Consider the following 12,684-nt stretch of genomic DNA (forward strand, 5'->3'; position numbering starts at 1 on the left):
GGACCGGGAACGGATGCTGCGCATCGTCGGGTTCGTCCTGCCCGGCGTTGCGCCAGCAGCGCTTTTCCGCATACCGCGGATAAATGGCCCGTGAGTTTGCGGGGTTATTCGTCCTCGCCTACAATCGGACGCTCGGCAGCATCCAACACAGCCTCCCTACATACTCAACGAAGGAATCGCCATGGCTCATACGCTCCCGCCGCTCCCGTACGCTGAAGACGCACTCGCGCCGACCATCTCGAAAGAGACGATCGAGTACCACTACGGCAAGCACCATCAGGCTTATGTGACGAACCTGAACAATCTGATCCCGGGCACGGAATTCGAGAACCTGCCGCTGGAAGAGATCGTGAAGAAGTCGTCGGGCGGCATCTTCAACAACGCCGCGCAAATCTGGAACCACACGTTCTTCTGGAACAGCCTGTCGCCGAACGGCGGCGGCGCACCGACGGGCGCGCTGGGCGACGCGATCAACGCGAAGTGGGGTTCGTACGACGCATTCAAGGAAGCGTTCACGAAGGCCGCGGTCGGCACGTTCGGTTCGGGCTGGGCATGGCTCGTGAAGAAGGCCGACGGTTCGCTCGACATCGTGTCGACGAGCAACGCCGCCACGCCGCTGACGACCGCCGACAAGGCGCTGCTGACGATCGACGTGTGGGAACACGCGTACTACATCGACTACCGCAACGCGCGTCCGAAGTTCGTCGAAGCGTTCTGGAACATCGTGAACTGGGACTTCGCCGCGAAGAACTTCGCGTAAGTCCGGCGCCTGCGCGCCGTCACGGCGCGCGGCATCGAAGCAAAGCCCTCGTTTCGAGGGCTTTTTGTTTTTTGCGCGCCCGAACGTGCGGCGTTCGCCGGCTCAACCGGCCATGCCGAGCAGCCAGCCGAGCGCCGCGCTCGCGATCACCACGGCCCACGGCGGCACGCGCCAGAACACCAGCGCGACGAACGCGACCAGCGCGGCGGCCAGGTCGCGCGGCGCGACGATCGTGTCGGTCCAGACCGGATGATAGAGCGCGGCGAGCAGCAGCCCGACGACGGCCGCGTTCACGCCGGCGAGCGCGGCCTGCATGTGCGCGCTGCGGCGCAGGCGCTCCCAGAACGGCGCGGTGCCGGCGATGAGCAGGAACGAAGGCGCGAAGATCGACACGAGTGCGAGCGTGCCGCCGAGCCAGCCGTTCGGCGCATCGCGCAGCGACGCACCGAGGAATGCCGCGAACGTGAACAGCGGGCCTGGGACGGCCTGCGCGACGCCATATCCGGCGAGAAACGCCGAATCGCTCACCCAGCCCGGTGCGACCACGGCCGCCTGCAGCAGCGGCAGCACCACATGGCCGCCGCCGAACACAAGCGCACCCGTGCGGAAGAATGCATCGACGACGGCGAGCGTGTCCGAGCGCAGCGCGTGGGCCGCGAACGGCAGCGCGACGAGCAGCGCCGCGAACAGCGCGAGCCACAGCACGCCTGTGCGGCGCGACACGTGCAGCGGCAACGGTTCGTGTGCGTCGGGCGCCGGTTGCGGCAACAGCACAAGGCCGGCCGCGCCGGCCGCGACGATCACCGCGACCTGCGTCCACGCGGCCGGCGCGAGCAGCGCGACGCACGCGGCCGCGGCCATCAGCGTGACGCGCCGCGCATCCGGGCACAGCGTGCGCGCCATGCCCCACACGGCTTGCGCGATCACCGCGACCGACACGATGCGCAGCCCGTGCAACGCGCCGGCTTCGATCGGCGCGCCCGTTGCATGAACGCCGAGCGCGAACAGCATCATCATCAGCGCCGACGGCAGCGTGAAACCGAGCCACGCGGCGAACATGCCCGCATAGCCGGCACGCGCGAGACCGATCGCCATCCCGACCTGGCTGCTCGCGGGCCCCGGCAGGAACTGGCACAGCCCGACGAGATCGGCATAGGTGCGCTCGGTGAGCCAGCCGCGCCGCGTGACGAATTCCGCGCGAAAGTAGCCGAGATGCGCGACCGGGCCGCCGAACGACGTGAGGCCGAGCCGCAGGAATGCGATGAAGACGGGCCACGGATGGCGGGCGGAGGCGGGGACGGTCGACGTGTTCAAGGCGGTGCGCGCGGCGGACGGAACGAGTCGCCACGATAGCGCAACTCGGCGGCCGCGGGCAGCGCATGGCGCCAATCGCGGCCAATCGCGGCCGATAGAGGTCGTTGCGCGTCGTTCAGTACGGGCCGTCGCCGAGCCCGCTCGCGCGGCGCAATGCGTCGATGTCCACGAGTTCGATCTCGCCGACGTGCAGCCGCACGACGCCATCCGCCTGCAGCGCCTTCAGCAACTGGTTGGTGGTCTGCCGCGTCAGCGACAGCATCGACGCGAGCGTTTCCTGCGACAGCCGGATGTGCGTGCGCCCGGCGCTGATGCCGCCGTAGCCTTCGGCGATCATCAGCAGCCGCGCGGCGAGCCGCTGCGCGGCCGGCATCACGCTCATCGATTCGACCGTCAGGAAGCTCAGGCGCAGCTTTTGCGCCATCAGCAGCGCGAACTGCCGCCAGTATTGCGGCGTCGTCTCGAGGATCGCGAGCAGCCCGGCCTGCGGCACGTGCAGCAGCAGCGCGTCGTCGAGCGCGATCGCGTCGTGCGTGCGCGGCTGGCCGTCGAACAACGCGATCTCGCCGAACCACGTCACGGGCTCGGCCACCGTCAGCAGCGTTTCCTTGCCCTGCGGATCGACCGCACCTATCGTGAGCGAACCGGCCAGCACCGCGTACAGCCCGCACGGCGGGTCGCCGCGCCGGAACAGCGCGTGGCCGGACGGCAGCCGGCGCAGCGTCGCGCGGGCGATCAGCGCCGCGCGCAGCGCGGGCGGCAGCGCGGCGAACCACGGGTTCGCTTCGAGCTGCGGCAGGTACGGGGCGAGCGAGGCAGGCATGGGCACGCGATGTCGGGTAGCTGACAGAGGTTCTCGGGCGTGACGCGCATCATAGCGCTCAATAACCGATCAGGAGACGCGATGAAGACCCTCGAAGACCATCTTTCCCAGTATGCGGCCTACCATCGCGATGCGCGCAACATCGCGACGCATCTGGTCGGTATCCCGATGATCGTGTTCGCGGTCGAGGTGCTGCTGTCGCGGCCGGCGCTCGGGACGCTGGCCGGCGTCGCGCTGTCGCCGGCGCTGCTGCTCGCCGTCGTGTCCGCGCTGTTCTACCTGCGTCTCGACCTGCGGTTCGGGATCGTGATGACCGTGCTGCTCGCGCTCGGCCTGTGGGCCGCGCAGTCGCTGGCGCCGCTGCCGACCGTGCAATGGCTCGGCATCGGCGTCGGCGCGTTCGTCGTCGGCTGGATCGTGCAGTTCGTCGGGCACTGGTTCGAAGGCAGCAAGCCGGCATTCGTCGACGATCTGGTCGGCCTGATCGTCGGGCCGTTGTTCGTCGTCGCCGAGGTCGCGTTCTTCGCGGGGCTGCGCGGCGACGTGCGCCGCGAAGTCGAGCGGCGCGCCGGTCCCGTGCATGGCGGCGCGCATTCGCATGTCTGACGGGCCGGCCGGGCCGGTCTGCGTGTTCGGCGCGGGCGCGGCGATGCGCCCGCGCCGGTCAATGCGCGACGGTGCGCGCACGTCCACGACGCCGAACGCGCGGCGGCGCGTCGGGCTTGGCGCGGCGATGCGCGGTGGGCCGACCTGGCCGCAGGCGCCGCGTGCGGGCCACGTGCCGGCCGCGTAGGCCGGCGTCGAACCCGGCGTCGCACCATTCGGCGGCGCGGGCCGCGCGCAGCGACTAAGATGCGGAGTGCGTCATACGACGCCTTTGCGGAGCACTCGCCATGGCGGATCGCCCGACTCTCGATGCCTACGACACCCATGCCGCGCAATACGCGCAGGACTGGCTCGACCAGGCCGCGCCCGACGACATGTACGCGCTGCTCGAACAGTATTTCACGCCGGGGCCGACCGCCGACGTCGGCTGCGGGGCGGGGCGCGACACGGCCTGGCTCGCGTCGCGCGGCTTCGACGTGCGCGGCTACGACGCGAGCGCCGCGCTGCTCGACGAGGCGCGGCGGCGCCATCGCGGGCTGACGTTCGAGCTGGCCGCGCTGCCGGCGCTGGCCGGCGTACCGTCCGGCGCGTTTCGCAACGTGCTGTGCGAAACGGTCGTCATGCATCTCGAACAGGCGGACGCGGCCGCCGCCGCCGCGCGGCTGGCCGATCTGCTGATGCCGGGCGGCACGTTGTACCTGAGCTGGCGGGTGGCCGGACACGGCGTGTTGCGCGACGAGCGCGGCCGCCTCTATACGCCGCTCGACTCGGCGCGGATGCATGCGGCGCTGGGCGCCGGCGTGCGGGTGATCGACGAACACGAAGTCGTCAGCGCGTCGTCCGGCAAGCGCGTGCACCGGCTGATCGTGCGCAAGGCGGGCGGCGACGCGTGAACGCGGCGCGCCGGCGCGCTTACTCGCGGCTGAGCGCCGCTTCCCAGTTGATGTCGACGCAGAGCACCTGCATGCCGGTCGCGGCCGGCGCGGCGATCGACGCGGTGACGCACAGGTGCGCCTCGTTGATCGACAGGTAGGGCGGCGTCAGGTGCACGCGGCCCGGCGCGCGCATCGCGTCGATGAAATACGGGCGGCGTTCCCAGCTCGCGCCTTCGGAATGCAGCAGCGGCCGGAAGCGCTTCGCGCGTTGCGACACGCTGCCGCGCGCGAGCACGTTGTCGCCGATCTGGCGGCCCGACGCGTCGAGCAGGAAGCAGCGCGCGGTCTCGGGCAGCCCGAGCACGGCGGTGGCCGCATCGGTGAGCGATTCGCCCGCGCCGAGCCGGCGGCTCGCTTCCTCGAGTGCGGCGACGTACGGCGCGAGCCGTTCCGCCTGCGTGCGCTCGCGCTGCGCGACGCGCAGCCGCAGCGCGGCCGACAGCGTATCCATGCAGCCCGCGGCGGCCTGCGGCTGCACGGGATCGACGCTCGGCCCCGCGAAGTACTGACCCTGCACGAAATCGACGTCGCATTCGAGCGCGATCAGCGCGTCGCGTTCGGTCGAGAGGCCGCCCATCAGCACGAGCTGGCCGGATTCGTGCAGCAGCGACACGAGCCCCGGCAGCACGCGTTCGAGATGCGAGTGCTCGCTCGCCTGCGCGAGGATGCCGCGGTCGAGCGTGACGATGTCGGGATGCAGATGCCACACGCGATCGACGTTCGAGTGCTTCGCGCCGAACCCGACGAGCGCGATCAGGAAGCCGGCCTTGCGCAGCCCGTCGATGATCGCCGCATAGCGCGGCGTCTCGCCGCCGGCCTGCTCGGGCACCTCGAGCACCACGCGGTGCGGCGGCAGCCCGAGCGCCTTCAGGTTCGCGAGCAGCGCGTCGCCGTAGATGGTGTCCATCAGCGCGGCCGGATGCAGGCTCAGGAAGAGCCATTCGTCGTGGCTGTCGAACGCGTGGAAGTTACCGAGATGCAACGATTCGGCGAGCCGGCCGAGCTCGAGCAGGTCGCCGCGCCGCGCCGCCTGCGTGAATACCTCGTGCGACGCCACCTGGCGGCTTTCCTCGTCGTGCGCGCGCAGCGACGCGTGATAGCCGATCGCGCGCCGGTGCGACACCGAGAAAACCGGCTGGAACACGCTGAACACGGTGTAGCCGCCGTACAGCACGGTGCGCCGGTTCCCGTCGTCGCCGGCGACCGGGCGGGGCGGCTGAAAGCCGGGGGGATCGATTTCGATCATGCTCATGATGTCGGCCGAAGGAAGACTGCCAGTTTACCTACAGAATAGGCGAGCAAGAAGCATGCACGGCAGGGCGCCACGTGCGGCCGCCGGTCGCGGTCGATACGCGCACGCGTGCCGGGCCGCGTTGCACCGCGATGGTGCGCGCGGGCCCGATTCGGCGCGCGCCGCCGGTCACGCGCGCTCGGACGGGTCGGTCTTGCGCGCGGTGCTGCGGATCTCGGGCGCGAGCTGCGCGAAGATCCACGCGGACGCGGCCGTGATGATCCCGACGCAGATGAACGTCGCATGGAACGCCGGCAGCGTGTTGCTCGGCGTCACGGTGCGCAGCATGCCGGTGAACGTCGCGAGCAGCGCGCCGGCGACTGTCACGCCGAGGCTCATCGACAGCATCTGCACGAGCGAGAACAGGCTGTTGCCGCTGCTCGCGCCGCCGGTGCCGAGATCCTTCAGCGTCAGCGTGTTCATCGCGGTGAACTGCATCGAGTTGAAGCCGCCGAACAGCGCGAGATGCACGACCTTCACCCACACCGGCACCGTGTCGCGCATCAGCGCGAAGCTCGCCATCATCACGCCGACCATGATCGTGTTCGCGAGCAGCACCTTGCGGTAGCCGTGCTGCGTGATCAGGCGCGTGATGATCCGCTTCGAGAACATGCCGGCCGCCGCGACCGGCAGCATCATCAGCCCGGCCTCGAACGCCGAGTAGCCGAGGCTCACCTGCAGCAGCAGCGGGATCAGGTACGGCATCGCGCCGCTGCCGATCCGCGCGAACAGGTTGCCGAGCAGCCCGACGCTGAACGTGTGGATCTTGAACAGCTCGAGCGAGAAGATCGGCTGCGGCGCGCGCACCGCGTACAGCCCATACGCGACGAAGCACGCGAGGCTCAGAATCAGCAGCACCAGCACGGCCGCGTGCTGCATGCCGAGATCGGCGAGCCCGTCGAGCGACAGCGAGATCGCGACCATCCCGATCGTCAGCGGCAGATAGCCCTTCAGGTCGAAGCGGCCGGCGGCCGGGTTGCGCGAATCGGGCATCGAATAGAAGGTCGCGATGCAGCCCGCGACGCCGACCGGCACGTTGATCAGGAAGATCCAGTGCCACGACGCGATCTTCACGAGCCAGCCGCCGAGCGTCGGCCCGATCAGCGGGCCGATCAGGCCCGGAATCGCGACGAACGACAGCGCGGGCAGGTAGCGCTCGGCCGGGAACGTGCGCAGCACCGCGAGCCGCCCGACCGGCAGCAGCATCGCGCCGCCGACGCCCTGCACGACGCGGAACGCGACGAGCTGCGTCAGCGTATGCGCGTTCGCGCACAGCAGCGAGCCGAGCGAGAACACCAGGATCGCGCTGAAGAACACGCGCCGGGTGCCGAACGTATCGGCGAGCCAGCCCGACACGGGGATCATCACCGCCATCGTCAGCGAGTACGCGATCACGACCGATTGCATCCGCAGCGGCGATTCGCCGAGGCTCGCGGCCATCGACGGCAGCGCCGTGTTGACGATCGTCGCGTCGAGCGTCTGCATGAAGAAGCCCGTCGCAACGAGCCAGAGCATCACGGTGAGGTTCTTTTCGCCGGGAGCGGCGGCGGGCGGGCTTTGGAACATGAGGGCAGGGGCGGCGGCGCGGGACAGCCGACATTGTAGGGAAAGCCGCCGCGCCGTGCAGGTTCGGTGTGGTATGTCGTGCGCCCCCGGCCGGGCCCGGGCCGGCGCGGCGGCCGGCTGCCTGTCCCCGTCGGGCGGCCAGTACAGTTCAGCCAGAACTGTTCGCGGCCGTATCTGTCCGGGTGCGGCCGCTCTCCGAAATACTGGTGTCATCGAACCGGTGCGACCAGGAGGCTGCGATGCGCGAACTGCGACTTTACGTAATGGACGGCGACGAGCCGGCCGGACGGTGGTGGATCGTCGATCGTACGCTGCTCGAGGTGGTCGAAGGCGACGTGTGGGTGACCGTCGAGGGCCGGTCAGACGATCACTGGCTGGGCGCGGGCGAATCGTTGACGTTGCTGCCCGGCACGCGCGCGTGGGTCAGCGCCGGGTCGCGCGGCGCGACGTTCGCGTTCGGGCCGCTGGCGGTGTCGGCCGTGCGCACCGCGCCCGCGTGGTGGCGCCCGTTCGCCGCATGGCGCGACGGCCGGCGTCACCCGGCCGCGTCGCTGCCGACGTAGCGTGCGCGCGGCCGGATCAACTTTCCGTCCGCGGACTGTTCGAGCGCGTGCGCGATCCAGCCGGCCGTGCGGCCGGCCGCGAACAGCGTGAACGCCGCGCCGTCGGGCAGCGCGAGCGTGCGCTCCAGCACCGCGAGCGCGAAATCGATCGTCGGCCGCAGGCCCGTCGCCGCTTCGACGCGTGCGGCGAGCGCGCGCGCCGCGCGCAGCGCCGGCCGGTCGGGCGCCGTCGCATGCAGCGCATCGAGCAGCGCCCGTGCGCGCGGGTCGCCGTCGGGGTACAGCGGGTGCGCGAAGCCGGACAGGGCGGTGCGGCCGCCGTCCGCGCGTTCGTCGTGCGCCAGCCGCAGCGCGAGGTAGCGGTCGAGATCGGCGGCGCGGGCCGCTTCGTCGAGCAGCGTGCCCGCGCGGAACGTCTCGCCGCCGTGACGCGGCCCCGACAGCGCCGCGAGCCCACCCGAGATCGCCCCGAACAGATGGGTGCCGGTCGATGCGATGCAGCGCACCGCGAAGGTCGACGGATTCAGTTCGTGATCGGCGCACAACACGAGCGCACGCCGCAGCAGGTCGGCTTCGTCGCGCCGCCGCACGCGCCACGCGGCCGCGAGCTGGCGGTGCACGGGCGCGTCGCCCGGCGCGATGCCGGCGAGCGCGGCCGTCGCGACGCGCAGCAGCGCCGCCGCGGCATCGAGCTGCGCATCGCGCCCTTGCGCCCATAGGCGCGGCAGCGATGCGGCCGCGGCCGGCAGCAGCACCAGCGTGCGTTCGAGCGGTGCGAGATGCGCCCAGCGACGCGCCCAGTCGTCCCACTGCGCCGCATCGAAACCGCTGGAAGCGAGCGACGCGGCGGCCAGCCGCGCGGGCGGACAGTCCCACAGCCGCGCGGCCGTTTCTTCGAGCGTCGCCGCGTCGGCCAGCGCGAGTGCATCGACGCCGCGGTAGCACAGGCGGCCGTCGGCGATCTGCGTGATCCGCGATTCCAGGACGGGCACACCCCAGTCGAGCGAACGTTCGGCGACACCGCCCGCGCGTTTCGCATCGGCGCGGCGGCGCGCGAGCAGGCGCACCTCGTTGGCGTCGTAGCGGCGGCGCTTCGTCGCGCCGTCGGGCAGCGAGCGCAGCAGGCCGCGGCTCACGTACGCGTAGAGCGTGCTCACGCTGACGCCGAGCATGCCGGCGGCTTCCTGCGCACTGACGGATGTCATGCCGGTGGCTCCTGTCGCCGCGCATGAAGTGCGGGCCCGTTACGACTATTCGTTATGTATTGATTCGCGCAATCAAGATTGATCGCGCCTGTCGCGAATTCTAGACTCGATTCCGTCTCCTCAACGGCGTCTCTTCCACCATGACACCCGAATCCGCATTGGCGCATCTTTGGCAACTCGCACGTGGCGAGCGCGACGCGCTGGCCCGCACGACCGTGACGGGGCAGGACCCGACGCTGCCGTCGACGTTTCATGTCGGCACGCTCGCCGCCGCGACGATCGCCGCGGCCGGGCTCGCGGCAGCCGAATGCCATCGGCTGCGAACGGGCGTGGCGCAATCGGTCGACGTGTCGGTGCGCGACGCGCTCGTCGCGTTCCGCAGCGAACGCTACCTGCGCGTGGACGACGGGCCGCCGCCGGAGTTGCGCCATCCGGTGACCGGCTTCTTCGAGACGGGTGACGGACGATGGATTCAGCTGCATGCGAATTTCCCGCATCATTTGCACGGCATTCTCGACGTGCTCGGCTGCGGCCCGCAGCCCGCCGACGTCGCCGCCGCGATCCGTACGTGGGACGGCGCGGCGCTCGATACCGCGCTGGCCGACGCCGGCCTGTGCGCGGCATTAATCAGAACCCCTGATGAATGGGCGGCGCACGAGCAGGCGCACGCGATCGCGTCGCTGCCGCTGTTCGAGATCGAGCGGATCGGCGACGCACCGGCCGAGCCGATCGGCCGCGGCGAAGCCGGCCAGCCGCTCACCGGCGTGCGCGTGCTCGATCTCACGCGCATCATCGCGGGCCCGGTCGCAGGCCGCACGCTGGCGTCGCACGGCGCGCAGACGCTGCTCGTCAACGGTCCGCACCTGCCGAACATCGCGCCGCTCGTGATCGACAACGGGCGTGGCAAGCGCTCGACGTGGATCGATCTGCGCGACGCGGCAGGCGTCGATACGCTGCACGCGCTCGCGCGCGAGGCGGACGTGTTTCTGCAGTCGTACCGGCCCGGCGCGCTCGCGGCGCGCGGTTTCGCGCCGCAGGCATTGGCCGAACGGCGGCCCGGCATCGTCTACGTGTCGGTGTCGGCGTACGGGCATGCAGGGCCATGGGCGAAGCGGCGCGGGTTCGACAGCCTCGTGCAGTCGGCGAGCGGAATCGCATGGCAGGAGCAGCAGGCCGCGCAGGCGCGCGGGCCGCGCCATCTGCCGTGCCAGGCGCTCGATCATGCAACGGGGTATCTCGCGGCGTTCGGCGCGATGATCGCGCTCGCGCGGCGGGCGCGCGAAGGGGGAAGCTGGCACGTGCGGATGTCGCTCGCGCAGACGGGGCGCTGGCTGCAGTCGTTCGGCGCGGTGCCGGACGGGTTGCACGCGCCCGAGCTCGCGTTGGCCGACGTGCGCGACCGGATCGACCGCATCGCGTCGCCGTTCGGCGTGCTCGACACCGTGCGGCCGGCCGAGCGACTGTCGGCGACGCCGCCGTCGTTCGCACGGCCGCCCGTGCCGCTCGGCACCGACGACGCGCGCTGGCTGTGAGCGCGGCCGACGCGCGTCGCGTTACTTGCGCAATTCGACGACGAAATCGTAGTAGTCGTTGCGGCAGTAGGTATCGGTCAGTTCGATCGCGCGCTGGTCGGACGTATAGCCGATCCGCGTGATCAGCAGCAGCGCGTCGTGCGGGGCGATGCCCATCTGCTCGGCGATCTCGTCGGTCGCGTTGACCGCGCGGAAATGCTGCAGCGCGCGCACGATCGGCGTGCCGCGCGCTTCGAGATAGCTGTACAGCGAGCCGACGATCGCCTGCGGATCGGGAATCAGCGTCGCGGGGAACGTCGAGTTCTCGACGGCCATCACGATGCCGTCGGCGAGACGCAGACGTTTCAGGCGTGTAACCGATGCGGCCGGCGACAGCCCGAGCTGGATCACTTCGTCGCGGTTGGCCGGCTGGATTTCGCGCGCGAGCCACTGCGAGCTCGGCTTGAAGCCGCGGCGCTCGAGCATTTCGCTGAAGCTCGACAGCCGCGACAGCGGATCCTCGTAGCGCGGCTGGATGAAGTTGCCGGCGCCCTGCGTGCGACGGATCAGGCCTTGCTCGACGAGCAGCGCGATCGCCTTGCGCGCGGTGATGCGCGACACGCCGAGCGCTTCGGACAACACGCGCTCGGACGGCAGCGCCTCGCCGGCCGTCCAGCGGTTGTCGTGGATCGCATCGCCGAGCTTGCGGGCGAGCTGCAGGTAGAGCGGCGTATCGTTGTCGGGGTCGGGGCGCAGGTCCTGCCAGCGGTCGTCCGTGGGTGCCTTCATACAATGGGTATCGATCAGGTTGCGGCCATTCTAAGTCATCATGCCGCGCCGTTATAGCCGGTTTTTGCCGCGTAATAGGCCGGGGGCGCACCGATTGACTACACTGATGCGTCGTATCCGATGCTTCGGCCGCGGTGTGCGGCCACGAATCCGCCACGAGGAAACGCATGACAGACACGATCGCTACGGTCGTTTTGCCGAACGGCGAGACGATTCCGAAGCTGGGCCTGGGCACTTGGGAAATGGGCGAGCGGCCGGCGCGGCGCGCGGACGAGATCGCCGCGCTGCGCGAGGGCGTCGAACTCGGAATGACGCTGGTCGATACCGCCGAGATGTACGGCGACGGCGCGACCGAGGAACTGGTCGGCGACGCGCTTGCGGGCCTGCGCGACGACGTGTTCCTCGTCAGCAAGGTCTATCCGCACCATGCGAGCCGGCGCGGCGTCGTCGCCGCGTGCGACGCGAGCCTCAAGCGCCTGCGTACCGATCGCGTCGACCTGTACCTGCTGCACTGGCGCGGTTCGGTGCCGCTCGCGGAAACGGTCGAGGGTTTCGACGCGTTGCAGCGTGCGGGCAAGATCCGGCACTGGGGCGTGAGCAACTTCGATACGGCCGACATGGCCGAACTCGTCGACGACGCGGGCGGCGGGGCGTGCGCCACCAACCAGATTCTCTACAACATCGCGCGACGCGGCCCGGAGTTCGACCTGCTGCCGTGGCTGGCCGATCGTCGGATCCCGGCGATGGCGTACAGCCCGGTCGATCACGGGCGGCTGCCGAAACGCTCGCCGCTCGACGACATCGCGCGGCTGCGCGGCGTGTCGGTGACGCGCGTCGCACTGGCATGGGTGCTCGCGCAGCCGGGTGTATTCGCGATTCCGAAGGCGTCGCGGATCGAGCACGTGCGCGACAACCGCGCCGCGCTCGATGTCGTGTTGAGCGATGACGAGCACGCGCAGCTTGACGCGTATTTCCGTCCGCCGCGCAGCAAGCGCGCGCTCGAGATGCTCTGACCGACTTCGACCGGGCAACGCCTTCGGGTCAGTGGCGGCCGCCCGACGATCCGCCGTTGCCGGGACCGCCGCCGTTGCCGTTGCCGGCGCCACGGCCGTTGCCGACGCCGTTGGCCCCGCCGTTGCCGGCGCCGCCACTGCCATTGCCGTTACCGTTGCCGCCGCCATTGCCGTGGCCGCCGGTGCCGTTGGCGCCGCCGCTTCCGCCGTTACCGTTTCCACCGCCATTGCCACCGGCGCCGTTGCCGTTACCGCCGCCGTTGCCCGCGCCACCACCGCCGTTGCCGTGGCCGCCGCCGCCGCCGCTG

Annotated in this window: 13 protein-coding genes and 1 pseudogene; 7 read left to right on the forward strand and 7 right to left on the reverse strand. The window is 70.6% G+C overall.

Translation table 11 applies throughout. The features are described 5' to 3' along the window. Positions 1-181 precede the first annotated feature (181 nt). Complete coding sequence (sodB, locus tag HWX55_RS23660; protein ID WP_006489396.1) at positions 182-760, forward strand: superoxide dismutase [Fe]; 579 nt, start codon at positions 182-184, stop codon at positions 758-760. Positions 761-862: 102 nt separating this feature from the next. On the opposite strand, the gene chrA is transcribed toward sodB, so the two are convergent. Both chrA and HWX55_RS23670 read right to left on the reverse strand, forming a co-directional pair. Then, positions 863-2,074: a chromate efflux transporter gene (chrA, locus tag HWX55_RS23665; RefSeq protein WP_175977482.1), complete on the reverse strand. Its 1,212-nt coding sequence runs from the start codon at positions 2,072-2,074 to the stop codon at positions 863-865. A 115-nt stretch (positions 2,075-2,189) separates the two neighbouring features. Next, complete coding sequence (locus HWX55_RS23670; RefSeq protein WP_175977483.1) at positions 2,190-2,897, reverse strand: Crp/Fnr family transcriptional regulator; 708 nt, start codon at positions 2,895-2,897, stop codon at positions 2,190-2,192. Between the two features lie 81 nt (positions 2,898-2,978). Here HWX55_RS23670 and HWX55_RS23675 point away from each other — a divergent pair, with 81 nt between their 5' ends. The 3 genes and pseudogenes from HWX55_RS23675 (at position 2,979) to HWX55_RS23685 (ending at position 4,396) form a co-directional block, all read left to right on the forward strand. Next, complete coding sequence (locus tag HWX55_RS23675) at positions 2,979-3,503, forward strand: Mpo1-like protein (protein WP_175977484.1); 525 nt, start codon at positions 2,979-2,981, stop codon at positions 3,501-3,503. A 51-nt stretch (positions 3,504-3,554) separates the two neighbouring features. Beyond that, a pseudogene (locus tag HWX55_RS36185) lies at positions 3,555-3,650 on the forward strand (2-dehydropantoate 2-reductase); the annotation flags it as partial. Positions 3,651-3,790: 140 nt separating this feature from the next. After that, positions 3,791-4,396 (forward strand): methyltransferase domain-containing protein, encoded by a 606-nt coding sequence (locus HWX55_RS23685; protein WP_175977486.1) that lies wholly within the window; start codon positions 3,791-3,793, stop codon positions 4,394-4,396. A 19-nt stretch (positions 4,397-4,415) separates the two neighbouring features. On the opposite strand, the gene HWX55_RS23690 is transcribed toward HWX55_RS23685, so the two are convergent. Both HWX55_RS23690 and mdtD read right to left on the reverse strand, forming a co-directional pair. Continuing rightward, entirely contained in the window at positions 4,416-5,690 is a 1,275-nt protein-coding gene (locus tag HWX55_RS23690) for an EAL domain-containing protein (RefSeq protein WP_175977487.1), read from the reverse strand. 168 nt (positions 5,691-5,858) lie between these two features. Continuing rightward, on the reverse strand, positions 5,859-7,295 hold the full coding sequence (gene mdtD / locus HWX55_RS23695) for a multidrug transporter subunit MdtD (RefSeq protein ID WP_175977488.1): 1,437 nt from the start codon (positions 7,293-7,295) through the stop codon (positions 5,859-5,861). 239 nt (positions 7,296-7,534) lie between these two features. On the opposite strand from mdtD, the gene HWX55_RS23700 reads away from it, so the two are divergent. After that, entirely contained in the window at positions 7,535-7,858 is a 324-nt protein-coding gene (locus HWX55_RS23700) for a DUF2917 domain-containing protein (RefSeq protein WP_175977489.1), read from the forward strand. Here HWX55_RS23700 and HWX55_RS23705 read toward each other — a convergent pair. Next, a complete protein-coding gene (locus tag HWX55_RS23705; protein ID WP_175977490.1) occupies positions 7,831-9,063 on the reverse strand; it encodes a citrate/2-methylcitrate synthase in 1,233 nt (410 codons plus the stop codon). The genes HWX55_RS23700 and HWX55_RS23705 overlap by 28 nt on opposite strands. Before the next feature lie 140 nt (positions 9,064-9,203). Here HWX55_RS23705 and HWX55_RS23710 point away from each other — a divergent pair, with 140 nt between their 5' ends. Beyond that, on the forward strand, positions 9,204-10,595 hold the full coding sequence (locus HWX55_RS23710; protein WP_175977491.1) for a CoA transferase: 1,392 nt from the start codon (positions 9,204-9,206) through the stop codon (positions 10,593-10,595). 21 nt (positions 10,596-10,616) lie between these two features. On the opposite strand, the gene HWX55_RS23715 is transcribed toward HWX55_RS23710, so the two are convergent. Continuing rightward, a complete protein-coding gene (locus tag HWX55_RS23715; RefSeq protein WP_006489667.1) occupies positions 10,617-11,363 on the reverse strand; it encodes a GntR family transcriptional regulator in 747 nt (248 codons plus the stop codon). A 167-nt stretch (positions 11,364-11,530) separates the two neighbouring features. Here HWX55_RS23715 and HWX55_RS23720 point away from each other — a divergent pair, with 167 nt between their 5' ends. Next, the gene (locus HWX55_RS23720; RefSeq protein WP_175977492.1) at positions 11,531-12,376 is read left to right on the forward strand and encodes an aldo/keto reductase; all 846 of its coding nucleotides are present in this window, start codon (positions 11,531-11,533) and stop codon (positions 12,374-12,376) included. Positions 12,377-12,404: 28 nt separating this feature from the next. On the opposite strand, the gene HWX55_RS23725 is transcribed toward HWX55_RS23720, so the two are convergent. Then, positions 12,405-12,684 (reverse strand): hypothetical protein (locus HWX55_RS23725; RefSeq protein ID WP_175977493.1); only part of this gene is annotated, 280 nt, incomplete at its 5' end.

It is taken from the genome of Burkholderia sp. BCC1047, from assembly GCF_902833155.1.
Taxonomy (GTDB): Bacteria; Pseudomonadota; Gammaproteobacteria; order Burkholderiales; family Burkholderiaceae; genus Burkholderia; species Burkholderia sola.